Origin of the sequence: Rhizobium sp. CBN3, assembly GCF_030518245.1 — a bacterium.
Classification (GTDB): domain Bacteria; phylum Pseudomonadota; class Alphaproteobacteria; order Rhizobiales; family Rhizobiaceae; genus Rhizobium; species Rhizobium aethiopicum_A.
Map to the genome: position 1 here is coordinate 130,827 of NZ_JAULSE010000001.1, position 20,336 is coordinate 151,162.

General features: G+C 59.6%; 27 protein-coding genes. 26 read left to right on the forward strand and 1 reads right to left on the reverse strand.

Annotation, left to right across the window (positions count from 1 at the left end; all coding sequences use genetic code 11):
* Positions 1-53 precede the first annotated feature (53 nt).
* The 13 genes from QWJ46_RS00635 (at position 54) to QWJ46_RS00695 (ending at position 7,537) form a co-directional block, all read left to right on the forward strand.
* Complete coding sequence (locus QWJ46_RS00635; protein WP_302748893.1) at positions 54-1,280, forward strand: phage portal protein; 1,227 nt, start codon at positions 54-56, stop codon at positions 1,278-1,280.
* Entirely contained in the window at positions 1,277-1,906 is a 630-nt protein-coding gene (locus QWJ46_RS00640) for an HK97 family phage prohead protease (protein ID WP_302748580.1), read from the forward strand. The genes QWJ46_RS00635 and QWJ46_RS00640 overlap by 4 nt, the downstream gene beginning before the upstream one ends.
* 72 nt (positions 1,907-1,978) lie before the next feature.
* Positions 1,979-3,217, forward strand: a complete 1,239-nt coding sequence (locus QWJ46_RS00645; protein WP_302748581.1) for a phage major capsid protein — start codon at positions 1,979-1,981, stop codon at positions 3,215-3,217.
* 49 nt (positions 3,218-3,266) lie between these two features.
* Positions 3,267-3,500, forward strand: coding sequence for a hypothetical protein (locus QWJ46_RS00650; protein WP_302748582.1), 234 nt, complete (start codon positions 3,267-3,269; stop codon positions 3,498-3,500).
* Positions 3,497-4,072 (forward strand): head-tail connector protein, encoded by a 576-nt coding sequence (locus QWJ46_RS00655; protein WP_302748583.1) that lies wholly within the window; start codon positions 3,497-3,499, stop codon positions 4,070-4,072. The genes QWJ46_RS00650 and QWJ46_RS00655 overlap by 4 nt, the downstream gene beginning before the upstream one ends.
* A 15-nt stretch (positions 4,073-4,087) precedes the next feature.
* Positions 4,088-4,522, forward strand: a complete 435-nt coding sequence (locus QWJ46_RS00660) for a hypothetical protein (RefSeq protein ID WP_302748584.1) — start codon at positions 4,088-4,090, stop codon at positions 4,520-4,522.
* A gap of 56 nt (positions 4,523-4,578) precedes the next feature.
* Positions 4,579-4,989, forward strand: a complete 411-nt coding sequence (locus QWJ46_RS00665; protein WP_302748585.1) for a hypothetical protein — start codon at positions 4,579-4,581, stop codon at positions 4,987-4,989.
* A 115-nt stretch (positions 4,990-5,104) separates the two neighbouring features.
* Complete coding sequence (locus QWJ46_RS00670) at positions 5,105-5,515, forward strand: head-tail adaptor protein (protein WP_302748586.1); 411 nt, start codon at positions 5,105-5,107, stop codon at positions 5,513-5,515.
* The gene (locus QWJ46_RS00675; RefSeq protein ID WP_302748587.1) at positions 5,515-6,006 is read left to right on the forward strand and encodes an HK97-gp10 family putative phage morphogenesis protein; all 492 of its coding nucleotides are present in this window, start codon (positions 5,515-5,517) and stop codon (positions 6,004-6,006) included. Before QWJ46_RS00670 ends, QWJ46_RS00675 begins: the two co-directional genes overlap by 1 nt.
* Before the next feature lie 19 nt (positions 6,007-6,025).
* Positions 6,026-6,436: a DUF3168 domain-containing protein gene (locus QWJ46_RS00680; RefSeq protein ID WP_302748589.1), complete on the forward strand. Its 411-nt coding sequence runs from the start codon at positions 6,026-6,028 to the stop codon at positions 6,434-6,436.
* Positions 6,437-6,498: 62 nt separating this feature from the next.
* Complete coding sequence (locus QWJ46_RS00685; RefSeq protein ID WP_302748591.1) at positions 6,499-6,933, forward strand: phage tail tube protein; 435 nt, start codon at positions 6,499-6,501, stop codon at positions 6,931-6,933.
* Positions 6,934-6,956: 23 nt separating this feature from the next.
* Positions 6,957-7,307, forward strand: coding sequence for a hypothetical protein (locus QWJ46_RS00690; RefSeq protein WP_302748593.1), 351 nt, complete (start codon positions 6,957-6,959; stop codon positions 7,305-7,307).
* 23 nt (positions 7,308-7,330) lie between these two features.
* Positions 7,331-7,537: a phage tail assembly chaperone gene (locus QWJ46_RS00695; protein ID WP_302748595.1), complete on the forward strand. Its 207-nt coding sequence runs from the start codon at positions 7,331-7,333 to the stop codon at positions 7,535-7,537.
* Here the strand turns inward: QWJ46_RS00695 and QWJ46_RS00700 are convergent.
* Positions 7,534-7,776 (reverse strand): hypothetical protein, encoded by a 243-nt coding sequence (locus QWJ46_RS00700; protein WP_302748597.1) that lies wholly within the window; start codon positions 7,774-7,776, stop codon positions 7,534-7,536. The two genes, QWJ46_RS00695 and QWJ46_RS00700, sit on opposite strands and share 4 nt — an antisense overlap.
* A 54-nt stretch (positions 7,777-7,830) precedes the next feature.
* Between QWJ46_RS00700 and QWJ46_RS00705 the strand changes: the two genes are divergently transcribed.
* From QWJ46_RS00705 to QWJ46_RS00765, 13 genes are read left to right on the forward strand one after another with little or no spacing between them, the layout of a single operon-like run.
* Positions 7,831-11,028 carry a phage tail length tape measure family protein gene (locus QWJ46_RS00705; RefSeq protein ID WP_302748598.1) on the forward strand — a complete coding sequence of 1,066 codons (3,198 nt, stop codon included), beginning with the start codon at positions 7,831-7,833 and terminating at the stop codon, positions 11,026-11,028.
* The gene (locus tag QWJ46_RS00710) at positions 11,025-11,378 is read left to right on the forward strand and encodes a hypothetical protein (protein ID WP_302748599.1); all 354 of its coding nucleotides are present in this window, start codon (positions 11,025-11,027) and stop codon (positions 11,376-11,378) included. Before QWJ46_RS00705 ends, QWJ46_RS00710 begins: the two co-directional genes overlap by 4 nt.
* Positions 11,379-11,393: 15 nt before the next feature.
* Entirely contained in the window at positions 11,394-11,897 is a 504-nt protein-coding gene (locus tag QWJ46_RS00715; RefSeq protein WP_302748601.1) for a DUF1833 family protein, read from the forward strand.
* Positions 11,897-12,286, forward strand: a complete 390-nt coding sequence (locus QWJ46_RS00720; protein ID WP_302748603.1) for a C40 family peptidase — start codon at positions 11,897-11,899, stop codon at positions 12,284-12,286. Before QWJ46_RS00715 ends, QWJ46_RS00720 begins: the two co-directional genes overlap by 1 nt.
* A 9-nt stretch (positions 12,287-12,295) precedes the next feature.
* Positions 12,296-15,940, forward strand: coding sequence for a host specificity factor TipJ family phage tail protein (locus tag QWJ46_RS00725; protein WP_302748604.1), 3,645 nt, complete (start codon positions 12,296-12,298; stop codon positions 15,938-15,940).
* Positions 15,937-16,929 carry a hypothetical protein gene (locus QWJ46_RS00730; RefSeq protein WP_302748606.1) on the forward strand — a complete coding sequence of 331 codons (993 nt, stop codon included), beginning with the start codon at positions 15,937-15,939 and terminating at the stop codon, positions 16,927-16,929. Before QWJ46_RS00725 ends, QWJ46_RS00730 begins: the two co-directional genes overlap by 4 nt.
* 9 nt (positions 16,930-16,938) lie before the next feature.
* Entirely contained in the window at positions 16,939-17,700 is a 762-nt protein-coding gene (locus QWJ46_RS00735) for a hypothetical protein (RefSeq protein WP_302748608.1), read from the forward strand.
* Entirely contained in the window at positions 17,700-18,548 is an 849-nt protein-coding gene (locus QWJ46_RS00740) for a sialate O-acetylesterase (RefSeq protein WP_302748609.1), read from the forward strand. The genes QWJ46_RS00735 and QWJ46_RS00740 overlap by 1 nt, the downstream gene beginning before the upstream one ends.
* A gap of 51 nt (positions 18,549-18,599) precedes the next feature.
* Positions 18,600-18,851 (forward strand): hypothetical protein, encoded by a 252-nt coding sequence (locus QWJ46_RS00745; RefSeq protein WP_302748611.1) that lies wholly within the window; start codon positions 18,600-18,602, stop codon positions 18,849-18,851.
* A complete protein-coding gene (locus QWJ46_RS00750) occupies positions 18,838-19,434 on the forward strand; it encodes a lysozyme (protein WP_302748612.1) in 597 nt (198 codons plus the stop codon). The genes QWJ46_RS00745 and QWJ46_RS00750 overlap by 14 nt, the downstream gene beginning before the upstream one ends.
* On the forward strand, positions 19,431-19,802 hold the full coding sequence (locus QWJ46_RS00755) for a hypothetical protein (protein ID WP_302748613.1): 372 nt from the start codon (positions 19,431-19,433) through the stop codon (positions 19,800-19,802). The genes QWJ46_RS00750 and QWJ46_RS00755 overlap by 4 nt, the downstream gene beginning before the upstream one ends.
* A 49-nt stretch (positions 19,803-19,851) precedes the next feature.
* Positions 19,852-20,028 (forward strand): anaerobic dehydrogenase, encoded by a 177-nt coding sequence (locus tag QWJ46_RS00760; RefSeq protein WP_302748614.1) that lies wholly within the window; start codon positions 19,852-19,854, stop codon positions 20,026-20,028.
* A complete protein-coding gene (locus QWJ46_RS00765; protein WP_302748615.1) occupies positions 20,025-20,333 on the forward strand; it encodes a hypothetical protein in 309 nt (102 codons plus the stop codon). The genes QWJ46_RS00760 and QWJ46_RS00765 overlap by 4 nt, the downstream gene beginning before the upstream one ends.
* Positions 20,334-20,336: the final 3 nt, after the last annotated feature.

Here is a 20,336-nt window from a genome sequence, read left to right on the forward strand (position 1 = left end):
GAATATGCATGTGGCCTTTTAAGGATAGGGTGGCGACGGAGACGCGCGCCACCATGGAAAGCCCGAGCGTTTCGCTTTCCGACCCGAATGCATGGCGCACACTGTTCAATGAATGGCACAGCGTCGCAGGTGTTGTCGTCAACTATGAGACGGCACTTGAGGTGCCGGCCGTCTGGTGCGCCATCAATTTTATCGCTGGCACGATCGCCAGCCTGCCGCTCCAGGTATTTCGCAAAGGCGAAAAAGGCCGCGAGACAGTCGAAAACGACCCGCTTTATGGCATTCTTCACGACGCTCCGAACGACGAGCTGACGTCATTCATGTGGCGCAAGGCCATGATGGTGAGCGTTCTTCTGCGAGGGCGCGGCGTCTCGTTTATCGAGCGCAATAAAGCCGGCAGGGTGATGAACATCTGGCCGCTTGACGTCGACAAGCTGACGATCGAGCGAAATAACGGCCGCAAATCTTACCGTTACCGGGATGGCGAGCGAACCGTCACCTACGCGGCCAGCGAAGTCATCGACCTGACATTCATGCTGAAGCCGGACGGCATCACGCATGTCGATCCCGTGAGCAAGCTCAAGGGCGCCGTCGGTCTGGCGCTGGCCCTTGACGAGTACGCCCGCAAGTTCTTTGCCAACGGCGGCGTCCCTCCACTGGCGCTTTATGGCCCAATGCCGTCGCCGGCAGCCGCAACGAGGGCAGCGCAAGACGTCGAGAAGGCGGTTAAAGACGCCAACGCCGAGCGTCGAAACGTCATGATCATGCCTGCAGGGCATGAATTGAAGCCGGTAGGCGTCGATCCACAGAAATCCCAGATGGAAGAGGCTCGCCGCTTCCAAATTGAGGAAATCGCGCGGATTTTCGATATCCCGCCGGTGTTCTTGCAGGATCTGACGCACGGCACGTTTTCGAACACTGAACAGCAGGATCTGCACTTCGTCAAGCACACGCTGACGCAGTGGATCAAGGCGTGGGAGCAAGAGCTCAACCTCAAACTGTTCACGGCGCGCAACAAATCGAAGTTCGTAGAGTTCAACGTCGACGGCCTCCTTCGCGGCGACTTCAAGACCCGCATGGATGGCTACGCGACTGCGATTCAGAACGCCATCAACACGCCCGACGAAGTGCGTGGCATGGAGAACTGGCCGGCGCAAGGCGGCGAGGCGGCAAAGCTTCACATCCAAGGGGCGACCGTGCCGTTGGGGATGCAGAGCACCATCAACGCGCCCAAGCCAGCCAACGACAACAATCAGAATGACGGGGCGCAGGCCGCATGACCACAAACATTGAAAAGCGCGCGGCCGGCCTCGGCGTCGAGACGCGCGCTGAAGACGACAAGCGAACGCTGGTTGGCTACGCAGCCGTGTTCGAGCGGCTCGCCATGATTGGTGGGTACTTCCAGGAGAAGATCGCGCCGGGCGCGTTTGCGACGGCCATTAAAGGCGATATCCGCGCGCTCGTCGATCACGACTCGGGCCGGGTTATCGGTCGCACCAAAAGCGGCACACTGCGGCTGGCCGAGGATGGCACCGGTCTCAAAGTTGAGATCGATGTGCCGAACACCACAGATGGCAACGACATCTGGGAGCTCGTAGAGCGCGGCGATATCAGCGGCATGTCGTTCGGATTCAGGGTGACCAAAGAGACCTGGGACGAAACTGGCGATGTTCCGGTGCGCACCATCCAGGCTCTCGAGCTGATGGAAGTCTCGGCGGTTGCCTTCCCGGCCTACGAGGACACCACGATTGGTGTTCGATCGCTGGAAGAGTGGCGATCGGCAAATCCAGCAGAAATTACGCCTGAACCGGGCGCAGAAGATCCGGCGGCAGCGCCGGTAAGCAAGGCCGCTCACCGCGCGCGCCTGAAGATGGACCTGGAACTCAAGGTCCGCAGCATGCGCTGACCAAAGCGCTGTCACCGCCAAGCACCACCACAACGAGCCCGCTTAACGCGGGCTTTTCTATGGGAAAATCACATGAAAATCTCTGAAATGCGCGAGAAGCAGCAGCGTCTCGTCGCCGAAGCCCGCTCGCTCCGTGACGAAATCAAGGACGACACTGCCGAAGCTCGCGTCGCCGAAATCGACGCTGCGCACGACAAGGCAATGGCCGAGTACGACAAGCTCGAAGAGCGCATCAAGCGCGAAGAGGCTCTTGAAGCCCGCGAACGCGACCTCAACGCCGCAGACGAGCGCCGCCCGAATGGCGAATCCCGCACCGTCAAGCCGGGTCAGGTCGAAAAGACCGCCGACGAACTCTATGCGGAAGCTTTCCGCGGCTTCCTTCGCGGCGGCCGCGCCAGCCTTTCGCCTGAGCAGCGCAGCATCCTGAAGGCGGTCGAAGAGCGCGGCCAGTCCGTAGGCACCCAGACGCAGGGCGGCTATCTCGTCCCCGGCCAGTTCCTGGCGGAGCTCATCAAGTCGCTGAAGGCTTGGGGTCCGATGATGGATCCTGGTGTGACCCGCATGCTGAATACCGCTACCGGCGCCACGATCACGATGCCGTCGATGAACGACACCGGCAACGAAGGCGCGCTTATCGGCGAAAACCAGCAGGTTTCCGTATCGGAAATCGCGTTCGGCACCAAGTCGCTCGACGCCTACAAATACACTTCCGGCGTCGTCCTGATCTCCGATGAGCTTCTGCAGGACGCCGTTATGGACGTCGAGGGCATCGTTCGGGATGCAATGGCTGAGCGCATCGGCCGCATTGCCAACCGGCACCTGACGACCGGCGACGGCGCTTCCAAGCCGAACGGTATCGTTTCCGCTGCCGGCACCACTGCTGCGGCCGGTGCATCTGCCATCACCTTCGACGACCTCTTCAACCTCGAGCACTCGGTCGATCCGGCCTATCGCTCTGATCCGTCGGTTGGTTGGCAGTTCAACGACGCCACGCTGAAGGCGCTGCGCAAGCTCAAGGATCTGAACGGCAACTACATTTGGCAGCCGGCAGACGTCAAGAGCGGCGCGCCCGCGAGCATCAGCGATTACCGGTACTCGATCAACCAGGCTATCGCTGACATCGGCACCGGCAACAAGTCCGTGCTGTTCGGCGCGATGAACAAGTATGCCGTTCGCGTTGTCAGTGAATTCGCGATGAAGCGTCTTGTCGAGCGCTATGCTGACTATGGCCAGGTCGGTCTGATTGGCTTCATGCGACTCGACGGCGAGCTGCTCGATTCCGCGGCCGTCAAGACCCTGCTGCACCCGTAATTGAAGCGGCGCCGTCAGAAATGGCGGCGCCCACCACATGGAGGGCGGCATGCTCGTCAAGGTGAATACAAGTTTGGCCGGTGCCGACTTTTCGTACAATTTCGGCGATGAAGTGGATTCCGAGGAATTTGCTGCACGTGTCGGCAACGGCTGGGAAAATCTTTGCAACACGATCGCTGAAAAGGCAGTCGTTCCGGCTCCATCCGAATCGGCTGTTGCGGCCGCTGAGGTCGAGACTGCTGTTGTCGTGTCCACCAAGGAACGCCGAGGCCGCCGCAAATGAACGAATGGACGCGACTGGTCAGGACGGTAGCGCCAGCCTCTCCGGTTGTGTCCGTTGACGAGGCCAAACGTCATCTGCGGGTTTTCCACGATGACGACAACGCCGATATCACGGCGATGGTTGCGGCCGCCGAGGCTTCAATCGAAGGGCCGAATGGCATAGGGATAGCGCTTTCTCCGCAGACGTGGCGCATGTCTCTTGACCACTTTCCGTGTGAGATAATCGTGCCGCTTGGCCCGGTCACCTCGGTCACCTCGGTAGCCTACACGGATGCCAACGGATCGCCGGCGACCGTCTCTGGCCTGAGATTTGATCTTGACGCAAGTCCATTGCGTATTTGGCCGGCACGAGACACGGCATGGCCAGAAATCTACTGCGAGCCTGGCGCCGTCAAGGTCACTTTCGTTTGCGGATACGCAACATTGCCGCCTGATCTGCGCGCCGCAATCCTTCTCCTTGTCGGTCACTTCTATGAGCACCGCGAGGCCGTCACCACCGACCTAAAGGCAGTCGATCTGCCGATGGGCGTATCATCAATTCTTGAAAGATATCGGGTCGGCCGCTTCGCCTGACCGAAAGGAACCACCATGCCAAATCGTGAAATTCACAACACCCTGCACGTCGTGCCGCTGATCGTTCCGGTCGCCGCACGCACCGACAACACCGCCATCGTCTCCGCCATTATTGACACGGCCGGCTATAATGCCGCCGAGTTCGTTATCGTGACCGGCACCAACACCGACACGAACGCGACTTTTGCCGTGACCGTCGACCATGGCGATGCCGCCAACCTTTCTGACGCGGCGGCCGTATCGGCCAGCCAGCTTGTCGGGACGCTGACGCAGGCGAGCTTCCAGTTCGACGATGACAACGAGTGCCGCAAGATCGGCTATATCGGCACCAAGCGCTATGTGCGCGTGACCGTGACGCCGTCCGGCAATGATTCGGGCAACATCTTCATCTCAGGCGTTGCCGTTCTTGGCTATCCGGCCACCGGCCCGACTGCCAACCCTCCGCAATAATTGCCTGATGGCGCGTCTTCGGGCGCGCCTATTCCCTCTTTTGAATAGGAGCCATCATGGCAGATCTTGTAATTACGGCAACTTCAGTTGTTGCCGGCAGCAACGCGACGCGTGACGCAGGCATTGCCGGCGAAACGATCACGGCCGGGCAGGCCGTTTATTTCAGCTCCACCACGAACAAGTGGATGCTCGCAGACACCGACTCGGCAACAGCAGAGGCGCGCACAGCGAAAGGGATCGCACTTAATGGCGCTGCACTCAATCAGCCGATCGCCATCCTCAAAGAGGGCGATCTTACGCTCAATGCGGTCCTGACCAAGGGCGTCGGCTATTACCTGTCCGGCAACGCCGGCGGCATTTGCCCGGCGGCTGATCTCGCAACCGGCGACTATACCTGTTTCCTCGGTATCGCGAAGTCGACGACTGTGCTTGCCGTCAAGATCCAGAGCGCTGGCGTCGCGATCTAATGCCTTGGGTGAAGTTCACGACGAGCTATTGCTGGACAGCGACGCCCGCCGTGAGCGTCGTCTTTAAGCCAGACGGCGGCAAGATGAATGACGGTCGTTATCTCGTCACACGAGAATGCGCCGCGAAGGCCATCGAGGCTGGTGCAGCGGTAAAAGCAGCGCGGCCAGCCGGGAGTGTGTGATGCCTGCAGGCAATTTGCGCGAGAGGTTGCACTTTCAGACGCGCGCGATCGTCGATGACGGTTTCGGCAATGAGCAGTCCGGAGATTGGGAGACGGTTTTCACTGCCGCGGCCGAACTGAGGCCGCTCAAGGGCAGTGAACCCGTCATTGCCTCCCGACTATCCGGCGTGCAGCCGTTCGTGATCCAGATCCGCAGCTGTATCGAGGCTCGAGTCGTCACGACAGCGTGGCGCGCGGTCGACGCCCGCAATCCGTCTCGCATCTTCAATATCACGTCTGCGGCCAATTTCGACGAGAAAAACCGCTACATCGACATGATGGCAACGCAGGGAGTGGCGACGTAGTGGCTATCACCGCTGAACTGAAGGGGCGCGACGCACTGATGCGGCGCCTTAGCCAGTTGGCGCCCAACGTTGAGAAGTACGCAGCCACGGCGAAGCTCGAGGCGGCAAAAGAGATTGCCGACGCTATTCAAGCGCGCGCGCCTCGGGGCGCCACACTTGAATATGCGGAAAGCATAGAAGGCGATCGCCTGTCGAGCAGGCCGCAGCAAGAGACTGTCGGAACAACCGCCACCAAAGACCCGTCGGCCGCAGGCATCTTTGCGGAATACATCTGGCGGTTCCTAGAATTCGGGACTGCGCCTCATAGCACAGCGAAGGGCGGCGGAACGGTTCTCGGCAAGAAACTGGCCGCAGCGTCCGGCACCGGCATGCATCCTGGCACCGCGGCGCAGCCCCACATCTTTCCGACCTATCGCGCCATGAAGCCGGCAATCCGCAAACGAATTCGCGCGGCCGTCAACAAAGCGGTGCGCGAGGCCATGGGCAAATAGCCAGAAGGCAGGACATCTCATGGCAAGCCCCGACCTGGAGTTACAGGGCGCTATAGTGGCGCGACTGAAGGCTGACGCGACCCTCGTGACGCTCATAGCCACTCGTGTCTATGATCAGCCGCCGGAAGGCGGCACCTTCCCCTATTTCACGATCGGCGAGGCGCAATTCCTTCGTGACGACGCGACGTGCGTCAGTGGTGGCCAAGTCTATCTGACGATGCATGCGTGGTCGCGCGCCGTCGGCTTCCCCGAAGTCAAGCGCATCGCTGACGCGGTTGTTGAAAACCTGCACCTCGCGCCGCTGACGCTCGCAACCAATCATCTGATTTCGATCAATCACCGCCAGACGCGGGTTTTCCGCGATGCTGACGGGCTCACTTCGCACGCGGTCATCGAGTTCGTTGCCTACGTCGAAAAGCCGGCTGCGTAGCGCGAGCGGCAGAATAACCATCGCGCCCACCGCGCTAATCATCACCACATCAGGAGACTATCATGGCATCAGTCGGACAGGTTCTCGGCAGAACCCTGCTCATCAAAATCGGCGACGGCGCTGACCCGGAGGTATTTTCGAACCTCTGCGGCCTGAAGACGCGTAGCTTCAATCTTTCGGCCGGCGAGGTCGATACGACCATTCCGGATTGCGCAAACCCTGGCAATGTCGTCCAGAAGACGAGCCGGCCCGGCATTGCAAACCGCACATTCACCGGCTCAGGCGCATATGTCGCCGGCGCCAACATGTCGGCGTTCATGACGCACGTCATCAACGCGACCGCCTTCAATGCGCAGGTCATCGTTCCCGGCCTCGGCACTTTTGCCGGCACCTGGTTTGTGACCGATTTCACCGCATCCGGTGACGTCGAGCCGAACATGGAATTCAGCGCGACCTTCACCGCGGGTGACACGCTCACCTTCACGCCTGAAGTCTAATCGATCAGAAAGAGGAGAGTTTTATGGCTGATCAAGAATACAAACATCCGGTAAACGAGGCGCGCGGCGAAGCGCGCCTCATCATTGACGGCGTCGAGCTCGTAATTGCGGCAACGATGGGCGGCCTCTCGGCTTTGTCGAGCCGGCTGCAGTGCAAGTCTCTGAATGATTTGTTCCTGCGCCTGTCTGGCGTCGAGGCGGCCGCCACGGTTGCAGCCATCGAGCTTTTGACCGTCAAGGGCAACGCTGTCGAGGCGATCACGAAGCTCAAGCTGAAGCACTTTCCGGCCTGCGCAGTGGCCTTTTCTGCGATCCTGGCGCACCATTTCGATGGTGACGAGGGAAACGTGGAGGCCGTCGGCGAGGCGGCGTAGACGGCGAGAACGCGGACGACGGCTTGGACGACAGGCCGTTCCCTTGGCGACAATGGATGAGGATCGGCATCGGCGGCTTAAAATGGCGGCCGGCTGACTTTTGGGACGCTACGCTGACCGAGTTCTTTGACGGTATCGAAGGTCACAACGAAGCGCAGGGCCTCGACGAGCAAGGCGCCGATGCGCCAAGCGATCGCGAGATAGAAGCGCTCGTGGCGAAGTATGGCTAAAGACCTGCGCGATAAAATTCGTCATCGGTGATATAGCCATGGTCGCGGCAAAACATGCGCATTTCTCGCATGCCTTTGTCTGCCAGTGCGTCTCGGCATCCTCCGCGCATCGTTTCTTCCTTGGCCGCCGCCAGACGGCCAGATCGCTCCTGGTTGATGTCGTATGCCATATAGGCGCCGCCAGCGATCACCACGATGCAGGCGGAGGCAATTAGTCCTTTCAGCCACCCATCCATCATTTCCTCCAAAGCCCGCAACCACCGCGGGCTTTTCCATTTTAGGATGCGCAACGCATGGCTGACAATACCGATGACCTGATTATTTCGATCAGCACCGATCAGGCCACGCTCCGCCGCAGCATCCAGCGCATTGAGCGCGACCTGGCCGGCCTGTCCGGATCCGTGCAGAAGCAGTTCACGGCTGTCGGCAAGTCGATCGACAGTTCCATCTCATCGACGATGCAGAACCGGATCGATGCCATGGTCGGCATCGGAACGAAGGCGTCGAAGGAGTGGACCGGCGCTCTCGCCGATCAGGGCAAGGAATTGGAGCGGCTCCGCGCCAAGTACAACCCGCTCTTCGCGACGATCACCCAATACAAGGCCGCTGTCGCAGATATCAAGCAGGCCCACGCCGTTGGCGCCATCTCGGCGAATGAGATGGCGCTCGCGATCAGCAAGGAGCGCCAGGCTGCGCTTGCATCTACAGCAGCCATAAAGGGTCGCAATGCCGCCCTTGAAGCGACTCCCGCACAGCGAGCTGCCGGCGGCGCTGGCGCATTCCAGACTGCAAATATTGCGGCCCAGTTCCAGGATATCGCCGTTCAGCTTCAAGGCGGCAGCAAGCCGCTGACGATTGCGCTGCAGCAGGGCACCCAGCTCGCGTCTGTTTTCCAGACAATGGGATCCGGCAGGCAGATAATTGCAGGACTCGGCGCGGCGTTCGCTAGCCTAGTGAGCCCCGTCTCACTGGTGACGATCGGCCTTATTGCTGCGGGCGGCGCAGCCTATCAGTATTTCAGCTCGGTCGGTGAAGGCGGAGAGAAGTCCGAGAAGGCGCTCAAGAAGGAGGCCGAGCTCATCCAGAGCGTTGCTCAGAAGTGGGGCGACGTTCTTCCGGAGCTGAAAAAGTATGCCGATGAGCGACAGAAGCTTGTCGATCAGAAAGAGCAGAAGGACGCATCCATTGCGGCGGCAGACCAGCAGTGGACCGATCTAAGAAAGAACATCGGCCTTACGCAGGCCAAATATGCCGAATTCCTGCAGACGTTCAACGACCAAGCGGCAGACACCGCAAAAATCGGCGCGCTGCAGAAGGCATACAAAGAACTCAGCGACGGTATCGCCAACGGCACGGCTACGTCTGAACAAGCGAAGGCTGTTCAGGCTGCGCTGTTGGCTCTCATGCAGGAAACCGGCATTAAGGCTGTCGGCGACTTCGCGAAGACTTTCGATGGCCTTGCGGAATCGATTGCCGGAGCGAGAGCAGAGGCCGACAAGCTTAAAAATAGCCCGCTTTTCAATGAAAACGTAAACAAGAGCCGCCTTCCGACGCTCGGCACCCTCGGACCGATATATTCCGACAACGGCAAGCTGCTGACCGATCCGAATGAGATCGAGCGATATAAAAAGCAGCAGGAGGAAAACCGGAATCCGACGATCGATACCGGTCGCGGCCTTCCGGTTCCGGTTCCGACGCCGACGGCAAAGCCGATCCAGCTTGGCGAAGAGCCAAACAAGCAGGCCGAGACCGCGGCGACCAAGGCGGCGAACGCATATCGCGACCTGGTGAAGATTGCCGATGACCGGATCGGCCAAGTGCAGCAGGAGATCGACCTCCTCGGCAAGTACGGCGTCGACGCTGATGCTGCCCGCTTTGCGTTGGATCTGTTCCAGCGCTCAGAGGATAAGGGCCGGTCTCTCAGTGAGCAGCAGCGCAAGGAGATCGAAAAGAAAGTTGCGCTCTACAAGCAGTATTCCGAGACGCTGTCGAAGGCAAAGCTGCAGCAAGATCTGCTCATGGATGCGCGATACAACTCGCTGTCCAAGCAGGATCAGCAGATCACCACGACGCTTCGCCAGTACGGCTTGCCGGAGGATCTGAACAGCCCAGAAGCCGGTAAGATCCGCCAGTCTTTGAACATCGAGGACGCGCGATCCGATCTTAGGTCATTCTTCGGTGACTTCAAGAACGCGCTGCTAAATAACGGCGGTGACATCGGCAAGGCGTTTGCTGACGCAATCCAAAACGCCGCACTGAACCAAATATCGAAGATTGCCGATAAGTTCATTGATCAGTTGATCAATGGCATTCTCAGGACGACGCCAGGCGCCGCGCCTAATGGGATCAGCGGTGCCATTACTGGATCCATAAGCGGTGGCTCGTCCACCAGTAATGCGCCCGCGGCAAGCAAGGCAGTCGTCTCCAGCGCAGGCTCAGCGGTAGATAAAGCATTTTCGCTGCTCGGTGCCAACGAGAACACAAATACCTCGTCGATCAATGCCTTTCTGAGGCAGGGCGGCGTTGATTTGAACGCCGCGCAGCAAGCCTGGTGCGCTGCTTTCGTCAACTCGTCACTGGAGCAGGTCGGCGTCAAGGGCAGTGGTTCGAACGTCGCCAATTCGTTCTTGAATTGGGGAACGAAGATCGATCCTAGCCAAATCCTGCGCGGCGACGTGCTGGTGCAGAATCGTGGCCTTGGAGCGTATCAAACCGGTGGCCATGTTGGTTTTGCAACCGGTGCAACTCGCTTCTATCAGGGCCAGCAGCAGATAGAGATGCTTTCCGGCAACCTCAACGATGGGGTCGGGAAAGAATGGGTCAACGCGATCGGCGTTCAAGCTCGGCGCGCAACCGATGCTGCGAATTCATTGACGAGGCTGACTAGTTCGTCTGGCGCGGCCACCGATGGACTCGGCCAGTTCGGTAACGGCCTTGGAAAGCTCGGAAACACTCTGAACACCGCCGGTAGCGCTGGCTCTTCCGGTGGTGGTGGCGGCTTGTTTGGCTGGCTCGCTGGCATATTCGGTGGCGTGAGTTCGGGTGGAGCGGCCTCCTCGGCGTTCAATACCCGCACTTATGCTGATGGCGGTCACGTATCCGGCCCTGGCGGCCCGACCAGCGATAGCATCCCCGCGATGCTCTCAAATGGCGAGTTTGTCGTCAATGCTGCATCGGCGCGCAGACACCGCAGGCTGTTGGACGCGATCAATTCCGGATCTATCGCAAGGTTCGCGAGTGGTGGATTGGTTGGGGGCGGCGGTTCTCGTGTTGCCGGCAAGGCGTCGACTGGCGCTTCTGGTGTCGTGGTGAACATCACGAACAATGCAAACGCGCAGGTCACGCAAAAATCGCGGCAGACGTCGAGCGGTACGCAAATCGACGTGCTGGTCGATGAAATGGTGGCTGACAAGGTCTCCACGCCGGGATCGAGGTCGCGCGGCGCAATGCAATCGCAGTTCGGTCTGCGCGGAGGATTGGCAAGGCGATGACTGTTCCAGCTTGGCCGGTGACCCTGCCGAAGTTTTTTACGGCAACATCATACGACGAAGGGGGCGCAGACAATGTTCTGCGCTCCGAAACATCTATCGGCCCGGCCAAGACCAGACGCCGCACGACGGCGAATGTCTGGATACAAAGCGGGCAGATGGTCATGTCTTATGCCGAATATGGCGATTTCCTCACATTCGTGCAGGATTCCATTTCCGACGGTGCAAAGGCCTTCACGTTCCCAGACCGCCTCGGCGGGTCGGATCTCCTGGTCCGACTGAAAGAGCCTCACAAGGCAACACTAGACGGCAATTCCTGGGTAGTCTCGTTTTCCCTTGAGGTATTGCCTTAACAACCTGGATATTCGATGAGCCGTATTCTTTCGCCCGGATTTCTTGCTGGGATTTTCTCACAGGAGACAGACGAGGTTCCGATCTGTCTGCTGACCGTGACGCACGACGAGCTCGACGAGCCTATCTATATCTCCAGCGATCCGACGACGCGCCTGTCAGATGATCCACTGGTCTATGGCACGGAAAGTCGTGGCGAGCAGTTTATCTTTCTGCCTTTCGACTTCACGCTGCCGGACGATCGCAGCGATGCTCCGCCGCGCGTCCAACTCACGATGGACAACATCGACCGCACACTGGTCACCATTCTTCGCACATTCACAACGCCGCCTGCTGTCAAGCTCGAGATCATCCTCGCGTCAGATCCTGACGTGGTCGAGATCACCATGCCGGTGCTGCAAATGTCTGACGCGACCATGGATGACCACGCGATATCGGTCACGTTGGTGGCGGATGCGCTGGTCAACGAGCCGCATCCCGCCGGCCAATTCACGCCGGGATCGTTTCCCGGTCTGTTCTGATGGAGCGCTTCATCGGCATTCCCTACGTGCCCCATGGGCGCGATTACACCGGCGCGGACTGCTGGGGCGTCTTGTTTCTCTACTATCGCGATGTGCTCGCCACGCCCGTTCCATCCTATTCTGCGGAAATGGACGCTCGTGAGTTTCACCGCGGTGCCATCGGCCCACTGGTCGCCGAGGAGCGCGAGAGGCACTGGCACGCCGTTGATGTCCCGCAGGTTGGCGATTGCGTGCTGATGCGGGCAGGGCGCCACGACAGCCACGTTGGCGTGTTTCTCGGGCATGGCCTCATGCTCCACAGTGAGGGGCCGCATCCCTCAGTCATAGACCGCATCGGCGACATGCGCTGGCGAAACCGGATCTCCGGATTCTACCGCCTCAACCAATAAGGCAGATCCATGCAGCTTGTACCGGCGACGGCGCCTATTGAAATCATTGCGCCGGGCGAAGGCGTGGACGTTTATCTGCGTCGATCTCCGCTGCGCTCGGAACGGGAGCACCTCTGCGTTCCAGCCTGCCTTTCGATTGAAGAGATCATCGATCGCTGTGATATTGAGCCGAGCAGGCTCTACGTTGCGATCAACGGGCACTCCATCGAGCAAAAGAACTGGAACCGCGTCCGCGTCAAGCCGGGCGCGTCGGTCACGATAGTCAAGGTTCCAGGCAAGGGCGCCCTCCGCGCCATCGCCGGGCTTGTGGTCGCCCTTTTTGCCGCCGTTGTTGCTCCCTGGTTGGTCGGCGCCCTGCTTCCTGGCCTGGTCGGCACGACGGCAGGCGCAGTGGCGACGGGGCTTATCGGCGCCGGGATCTCGATCGCGGGCTCGCTGGTCGTCAATGCTCTGTTCCCGGTCGCAAAGCCATCCTCCTTGCCGAATACGACCACACTCTATTCGATCGGCGGCGCGCAGAATTCGGCAGCCCAATACGGCTCGATCCCAGAGATATTCGGTACGCACCGCATTTCTCCGCCCTACGCGGCGGGCGCTTACACCGAACTCGTCGGTGACGATCAATATCTGCGCATGCTCTTTGTGGTTGGCTATGGGCCGATCGCCGTTTCGGATATCAAGATCGGCGAAACGGCCATCTCGAAATTCGATGACGTCACCTATCAAGTCCTCGAGGACCATACGGTTACGCCGCCGACCCTCTACACGAAGCCGGTTTACCAAGAGGACGTTTCGATCGAGTTGGATGCCGGCACCGGGTGGGTCCAGCGCACGACGGCCGATAACATTGACGAACTTTCCGTCGACGTCAGCGCGCCGAGCGGCATTTATCGGCTGAAGGCAAAAGACGGCAAGCGCGTCAATTACACCGTCACGATTGATGTCCAGTACAAACTTTCGAGCAGCGGCACCTGGCTGCCGTTCGGTACCTTCGACCTAACGGCGAATTCGCCTCAAGCGCTCCGCCGGACGCAGAGACTGGCGGTCGCCCGCGGGAAATACGACGTCCGGCTGTCCAAGTCGTCTTCTGATTATAGCGGCAAAGACACGGTAGGCGAAACGGTCTATTGGACGGCAGTCCGCGGCCGGCGCAACGAACCGGTCATCAGCTTTCCGAAGCCACTGACGTTGATTGCCATGCGCATCCGCGCAACCGGTCAGCTAAACGGCACTGTCAATACCCTGAACTGCATCGCTAGCCCGAAGATCAGAAAATGGAGTGGGGCGACGTGGTTATCTGGGCAATTTACTCGCAACCCGGCAGATCACTTCAGGCAGGTGCTGCAGGGCAACGGAAATGCGCGACCAGTCGATGATGCAGCGATCGACCTAGAAAGCCTTCAGGAATGGCACGACTATTGTGCCGCCAACGGGTTCACTTTCGACCTCGTGGCGAATGAGCCGAAGTCGGTCTATGAGCGACTCACCGAAATCGCCGCCGCCGGCCGCGCCGCCGTTTCGTTCCGCGATGGTCGATGGGGTGTCGTCTGGGATGTCGCAGATTCGCCGATCGTGCAGCATTTCACGCCGCGCAACTCGTCGAACTTCTCATCGGTGCGCGCTTTTGCAGACTTGCCGCATGGCTTCCGCGTTTCGTTCATCAACCGCGACAACGGCTATCTGAACGACGAGCGCGTCGTTTACGACGATGGCTACACGGAAGACAACGCCACGAAATTCGAGGGCATCGACTTTTCTGGCGTCACAGACAAAGATCTCATCTGGAAGCATGGGCGATATCACCTGGCCCAGCTTCGGCTGCAGCGGGAGACCTATTCGCTCGATACAGATTTCGAGCATCTTGTCTGCACCAGGGGCGACCGGGTCCGTGTCAATCATGACGTAGTCCTCTGGGGCGCAGGCGCCGCAAGGGTGCGGTCTGTTTCGGCGGCGCCGGATGGCGTTGTCCTCGACGACCTGCTGACGATGCAGGCCGGCAAGACATACTCAATGCGGTTCCGCGCTGCTGATGGCTCGTCTATCAGCAGGACGATTACGGGTGCAGATGGCGAGTTCAACTCGTTCCAGTTTTCGGACACCGGCGATCTTCCGGTGCCTGGCGACCTGGCAATGTTTGGCGAGAATGGATTCGAGAGCGTCGTTCTGCGTGTCAAGAGCATCACGGCGAGGCAGGATCTTTCTGCGCGCCTTGAACTCGTAGACGACGCGCCGGGCATTCTGCAGGCCGACACTGGCACGATTCCAGAGTTCCAGACGGGCATCGCGCCTGTTCCTGACTATCGGGCCTCGGCTCCGACTGGGTTCTCGTACGCCGAGACCCTCTGGACCACGTCGCCGGCGACATCGACAATCGATATGGCTTGGCAGGCGCCGGATGTCGGGGCCGTTGCATCCTATATCGTGCAATACAAAGTAGCGGGCGACACGCAATGGTTTACAGCGTCAAGCGTTAGCGCTCCATCTATTCGCCTCGTCGATCTTGCGACTGGCGTCTATGACGTCCGCATACGGGCGGTTTTCGCCAATGGCGAGCTGTCTGGATTCTTGGTCGGATCATTCGTCTGCGCGATTTTTGCTGCCAACCCAGCCGACATCGAAGACTTTAGGATATCGGTCAGCGGTGACGTTGCGACACTGCAATGGAGCATGGTTGCCGACCAAGCGACGTCACATTGTGAGATAAGGTTTTCGCCGGCCACTACCGGCGTGACATGGCAGACGGCATCCCAGCTTAGGACCAACATTCTTGGCTCGCAGGTGCAGGTGTCGGCCATGGTTGGAACCTACCTCATCAAAGCAGTCAATTATGCTGGCCTGCAATCCCTGAACGCAGCGCTGATCGTTAGTACCGTCAATCCTCTTACGTCTTTCAACGCGGTTGAAGAGATGCAGGACGCCCCAGACTTCCCTGGCGTCAAGACGGATGTGGCAGCCGTCGGCGGGCAGCTTCGCCTTGAGAATATTGGCGACGTTTTTGACCTTGCGGACTTCTTTGAAGTGCCAGACTACTTCCTGTTCGGAGGTGGATTCCCGTCCGATGGGCTCTACGAGTTTGCCAACATTATCGACCTTGGCGATATCTACACGTCGCGCGTCTCTGCGGAAGTCTTGGCGTACGGCGAATTGACCAGCGAGGATGTGTTTTCGCTCCAAGATTGGTTCGGTTCTGATGAGTTCTTTGGCACCGCACTGGAATCTCTATGGGATGTCTCGGTAGAAATTTCCACCACCAACGACGACCCATCAGGCGCGCCGACGTGGAGTGATTGGACTGAATTGGTGACGGCCGACATCTCTGCGCGTGGCTATCGATTCAGGGTTTTGCTGCAATCGCTTCAGTTCGACGTGACTCCAGTGATTTCCGGGCTTGCCGTTAAGGTTGATATGCCGGATCGCGTTATCGCTGAGAATGATCTCGTCGTTTCAACGGGGGGATTAGTGATTAATTTCACGCCACCATACTTCGTGCTCAGCGGAGTTTCCATCTCTGCCCAAGGCCTCCAAACCGGTGATTACTACGAGATCACGGCCAAGGACGCCGATGGCTTTTCTATCATCTTCCGCAATGCTGCCGGCTCGCCGGTAACGCGGACGTTTGACTATGTCGCAAAAGGATACGGGTCAGTTCAATGACGCAAGCCACCATTTATAGCGTGCCCCTGGTTGGTCCGGCGACTCCTACCGCCATGGCGCAGCGCATCGATGACAACTTCGATGCAATCATCTCTGGCCATTCCGGGCCTTCGCGACCGACTTATGCCGTGGCTGGCACGGTTTGGGAAGATACGTCGGTCGCCGGGTCGGTGAAGTACTATCATTACGACGGCTCCGACGACATTCTGCTCTACACGATCGACACGACTAATAATCGTGTCGATCGTCCTCCACAGCCATTCGGAACGGTGGCGTCGGCCGCAACGACCGATATTGGAGCCGTGACCAGCGAGAACGTCACGGTTACCGGAACCACGACCATTACCAGCTTCGGCACGGCGCCTGCCGGCACGACCCGCCGGCTGGTATTTTCTGGAATCCTCACACTCACTCGCAACGCGACGTCGCTCATTCTGCCTCAAGGTGGCAACGTCGTCACTGCGGTAGGGGATAGTCTTGAGGCCGTCTCTCTCGGTTCCGGCAACTGGCGGGTGACGAGCTATACGCGGGTAGGGGCTAACGGACTGGTCTCGGGAGTCGTGCAGTCGGCATCCGGCACGGCCGTCGATTTCACCAGTATTCCGTCTTGGGCCAAGCGCGTCACCATATCTTTTTATGACGTCTCAACAAGCGGTACAACTGGTATCGGTATCCAAATCGGGCCTAGCGGCGGCCCTGAAACAACGGGATACGCTTGCTCTGCAAGTACCGGTATTCTGTCTACTACACAGTTCGCTCTGGCTGGCACTACAGCTGCTGCTGGTGTCTACCAAGGGATGGCCATCCTCACGCTCATTGGTTCGAACACCTGGGCATTCTCTTCTCAACTTGTAAGAACAGATACAGCAGGTTACGTCGGTGCCGCCGGTTCTAAAACTCTTGCCGGAACTCTTGAACAGGTTCGCTTCAAAACAGGTAACGGAGTCGAGACCTTCGACGGCGGCGCTGTCAACATTCTTTACGAATAAGGATATAAAATGCGCCTCTCGGTATCAGCAGATGAATTCCCCGAAACAGATATCACGACAGGCATCCTCTATTATGGGGTTGAAACAATCGACATTTCCAGCGCTCTCGCTGGCAAGTGCTATGATGTCTTTCTGACTGTTGACGGCCTTGTTATCGGCCCGGAATGGACGAACAGCACCACGCGCGCACTTCAGGTGCAGAAGGACGGCGACAGGATCGTCAACGCGATCTCGTTCAGCGGGATCGACGCAGGCGATGCCGAGCTGGTCGGCGGCTTCCGCTGCCATGCTGACGGACTGACGCGCAGCACGAAGCAATCCCGGCTGGTCTGGAGCCTTCACGACGCGATCCTGCTGCCAGTCTGCCGGGTAGAGGCGGCGACGGGGTGGGCCTATTCAGCGGCGCAATGGCGTCAAGCAAACGGCAATGCCCTCAATCAGATCGAAGTCTTCTGCGGCGTTTCCGGCCGGATGGTCGATGTGACGGCCTCTGCCTACATGATCAGCGGCACGTCATCCGTCACCGCTGGTTTTGTCGGGATCGGCCTCGACACGTCGTCCGCCGATAGCTCACAGGTAAAGAACCCTGCAGCCGCTGGAAATACATTTCCGGTCTTGCCAGCATGGGCGCGATATGTTGGATACGTCGGGATCGGCTACCATGAATTGCGGTGGCTTGAGCGCGGCAACGGAGGCACGCAAAATTGGTACGGCACTGGCGGACAGCCCAACGGCTATCAAACCGGTATTCTTGGTTCGGTGGTGCTTTGATGGCGGCCATGCTCTTCGGCGGCGCAGGTCTCGCCTATAATCGCTTCACGGCGAATGGTGCCTATTATATCTATCCTTCGGATGGCGTGATCACTGGAACGGCTCCCTACCTCGATCTCTCCGACCGACAGGAAGTCACGCTGGGTACGATCGACGATCGAACCGCCGTCATTGTCTTCATCGGCCAATCTCTCAGCGTCAACAGCGTGAAGTGGGCTTATACCCCGGTAAATGCCGATATCGACCAGCTCAACATCTGGGACGGAAAGCTCTACAAAGCCAAAGACCCGCTGCTGGGGATCAACGGCGGAAGCAATGGTGGCGGCACGTGGCTGCTGCGGATGGCTGACAAGCTGATCAGCGATGGTCACTATGACCGCGTTATCATCGTTCCTATGGCGGTGGGGAACACCAACATCGGGCAGTGGTCAGATCCAAATCTAGCACCATATCTCTTCCGGCGCATCAACACGGTCGGTCTGCGCATGCGGGATGCCGGCCTGCCTTGCACCGCAATCATGTGGGGGCAGGGCGAGAGCGACACACGCGACGGCACGTCTCAGGCTTCATATGCCGCAAGCCTGCAAAAAGTGATCGCCGAATTCAAGCGGGCCATCCCCGGCTGCCCGATGCTTGTTGCCCAAGAGTCGTATATCTATGGCACCACGTCGCCGGCTATCCTTGCGGCACAGGCAAGTGTCGTCAACAACACGACCGTCTTCGCCGGGGAGAATGTCGAACTGATCGGACCATCCGGCCGCTACGACAACACGCATTTGAATGACGCCGGCGCCGATCAGCGCGCCACGCTTGCTGTTGCCGCGCTGGTGGCCGCGCTAGGACTATAGCCTGACAGCGCGCTTAGGCGCGCCAATCACCCTCAAAAAATCGGAGCCACCATGCTTCGCACGCTTTTCACAGGCGCGCGTGACGCTGTCGCGCGCGTGCTCATTCCCGATGCGACCGCAACAGCCAAGCGCGCCTGGTCGCTTCGCTTCATCGAGCTGGCGGCTCTTGCCGACGTCATCCTCAATGTCGTGCCGGTCGTCTCCGACTACCTGCCGTGGTGGCTGACGCTCGCGCTGCTCGGCGGCGCATGGGTCGCGCGCCTGCTCACACAGAACAAGGAGGCACCAGTTGCCGATCAATAAGATTGTCGCCACGAAGCGCGGCAAGACGGCCATTGCGGCTGCGATGTTCGCGGCGGTGCTGGCTGGTAGCGGCTCGTATTTCGCCGAGCCGGCGCGACCGGCCGCAGTTATCCTCGCCACCGACACACTGATCAAGCCGTGGGAGGGGCTGGTGCTCAAGTCGCACTGGGATCCTTATGCCAAGATCTGGGACATCTGCCACGGCGAGACGCAGATCGACGGCAAGCCGGTAAAGCCTGGCGTCACGAAGACTGCGGCCGAATGCGATGCCATTCTCGAGGCGCGCGTCAAGAACGACTATTACGAACCGCTGACAAAACAAATCAAGGGCTTCACGCGCTTCCCGATCGGCGTGCAGGCAGCGATGATTTCCGGCGCCTATAACTTCGGCGTGTCAGGCATGGTCAACTCGACTGCGGCGCGCCTGGCTATGCAGGGCCGCTGGCGCGAGGCCTGCGAGGCGCAGACGGCTTGGAACAAGGCCGGCGGCCGAGTGGTGCAGGGTCTGGTGAAGCGCCGCGAGATGGGCGACGCCCAGCGTGCCGGCGAGGCTGAAGTCTGCGTCTCGGGGCTTAGCCAATGATCGCGTTCGCCCTAAGCCCAATTGGGCGCCGCCTGCTGGGTGCCTTGGCTGCGTTTGCGCTGCTGCTTGCCGCTTATGCCTATGTCGATCACCGTGGCTACGCTCGCGCCGAGGCGCACTATAAGGGCGTCATTGCGGCGGAGCATGCTGCTGCGGCAGCCGAAGCCGCCGCCGAGACCGAGCGCCAGGTGGCTGCCAACAACGCCGCCAAGGCGCGCGAGGCCGGCCGTATCGCCGAGATGCAGGCTCAAGCCGAAAATCTTCAATCTCAAATCGAGGAACTGCAGCGTGAAGCTAGCGAAGATCCTGATGCTGGCCGCGTTGCTCTTGGCGCTCCCGGCGTGCAGCGCATTAACAAGGTCCGATAGGCTGGTTGTTCCGCCGGCGCCGCCAAAACTGATGCGGCCGGACGGCGCCTTGACTGCGCGGTGCGCCGGCCCGGTCGATCTCGGCAAGGACGCACTGACACAGGCGAAGCTCGAGCAACTGTGGATCACCGACCGCCAGCGTCTATTGACGTGCATCCGGCGCCATCTGGCGCTGCGCGACTTCTACGCCGACCGTGACGCGGCGCTGGAAGGCGGCAAGCCATGACCGGCACAGAAATCATGGCCGTTGTCGGCTTTGGCATGGCTGTCTTCGGCACGCTGTTCGGTATCTGGAAGTACCTGGACGGCAAGCTCATGATCCAGCGCCGCGACACCGAAAAGGTTTCCAACGACCTGGCGGCGCACAAGCTGCACGTGGCTGAATCCTACGTCACCAAGGCCGGGATGCAGGAGCAGACCAGCCAGATCATGAAGGCAATCGAAGGCGTCGGCAACCGTATCGACGGCCTCAACGAGAGGCTAGATCGCCTCTACGAAACCCAGCCACGGCGCACCACCACGCGCGGCTAATCA

Excerpts from the sequence above, each read along its gene's own strand:
- QWJ46_RS00715 (WP_302748601.1), top strand. The coding sequence starts at position 11,394 with ATGAGCCGTATTCTTTCGCCCGGATTTCTTGCTGGGATTTTCTCACAG.
- QWJ46_RS00710 (WP_302748599.1), top strand. The coding sequence starts at position 11,025 with ATGACTGTTCCAGCTTGGCCGGTGACCCTGCCGAAGTTTTTTACGGCA.
- QWJ46_RS00655 (WP_302748583.1), top strand. The coding sequence starts at position 3,497 with ATGAACGAATGGACGCGACTGGTCAGGACGGTAGCGCCAGCCTCTCCG.
- QWJ46_RS00660 (WP_302748584.1), top strand. The coding sequence starts at position 4,088 with ATGCCAAATCGTGAAATTCACAACACCCTGCACGTCGTGCCGCTGATC.
- QWJ46_RS00680 (WP_302748589.1), top strand. The coding sequence starts at position 6,026 with ATGGCAAGCCCCGACCTGGAGTTACAGGGCGCTATAGTGGCGCGACTG.
- QWJ46_RS00720 (WP_302748603.1), top strand. The coding sequence starts at position 11,897 with ATGGAGCGCTTCATCGGCATTCCCTACGTGCCCCATGGGCGCGATTAC.
- QWJ46_RS00640 (WP_302748580.1), top strand. The coding sequence starts at position 1,277 with ATGACCACAAACATTGAAAAGCGCGCGGCCGGCCTCGGCGTCGAGACG.
- QWJ46_RS00670 (WP_302748586.1), top strand. The coding sequence starts at position 5,105 with ATGCGCCGCGAAGGCCATCGAGGCTGGTGCAGCGGTAAAAGCAGCGCG.
- QWJ46_RS00700 (WP_302748597.1), bottom strand. The coding sequence starts at position 7,776 with ATGATGGATGGGTGGCTGAAAGGACTAATTGCCTCCGCCTGCATCGTG.
- QWJ46_RS00755 (WP_302748613.1), top strand. The coding sequence starts at position 19,431 with ATGATCGCGTTCGCCCTAAGCCCAATTGGGCGCCGCCTGCTGGGTGCC.
- QWJ46_RS00665 (WP_302748585.1), top strand. The coding sequence starts at position 4,579 with ATGGCAGATCTTGTAATTACGGCAACTTCAGTTGTTGCCGGCAGCAAC.
- QWJ46_RS00705 (WP_302748598.1), top strand. The coding sequence starts at position 7,831 with ATGGCTGACAATACCGATGACCTGATTATTTCGATCAGCACCGATCAG.
- QWJ46_RS00650 (WP_302748582.1), top strand. The coding sequence starts at position 3,267 with ATGCTCGTCAAGGTGAATACAAGTTTGGCCGGTGCCGACTTTTCGTAC.
- QWJ46_RS00745 (WP_302748611.1), top strand. The coding sequence starts at position 18,600 with ATGCTTCGCACGCTTTTCACAGGCGCGCGTGACGCTGTCGCGCGCGTG.
- QWJ46_RS00725 (WP_302748604.1), top strand. The coding sequence starts at position 12,296 with ATGCAGCTTGTACCGGCGACGGCGCCTATTGAAATCATTGCGCCGGGC.
- QWJ46_RS00685 (WP_302748591.1), top strand. The coding sequence starts at position 6,499 with ATGGCATCAGTCGGACAGGTTCTCGGCAGAACCCTGCTCATCAAAATC.
- QWJ46_RS00765 (WP_302748615.1), top strand. The coding sequence starts at position 20,025 with ATGACCGGCACAGAAATCATGGCCGTTGTCGGCTTTGGCATGGCTGTC.
- QWJ46_RS00645 (WP_302748581.1), top strand. The coding sequence starts at position 1,979 with ATGAAAATCTCTGAAATGCGCGAGAAGCAGCAGCGTCTCGTCGCCGAA.
- QWJ46_RS00735 (WP_302748608.1), top strand. The coding sequence starts at position 16,939 with ATGCGCCTCTCGGTATCAGCAGATGAATTCCCCGAAACAGATATCACG.
- QWJ46_RS00730 (WP_302748606.1), top strand. The coding sequence starts at position 15,937 with ATGACGCAAGCCACCATTTATAGCGTGCCCCTGGTTGGTCCGGCGACT.
- QWJ46_RS00690 (WP_302748593.1), top strand. The coding sequence starts at position 6,957 with ATGGCTGATCAAGAATACAAACATCCGGTAAACGAGGCGCGCGGCGAA.
- QWJ46_RS00740 (WP_302748609.1), top strand. The coding sequence starts at position 17,700 with ATGGCGGCCATGCTCTTCGGCGGCGCAGGTCTCGCCTATAATCGCTTC.
- QWJ46_RS00635 (WP_302748893.1), top strand. The coding sequence starts at position 54 with ATGGAAAGCCCGAGCGTTTCGCTTTCCGACCCGAATGCATGGCGCACA.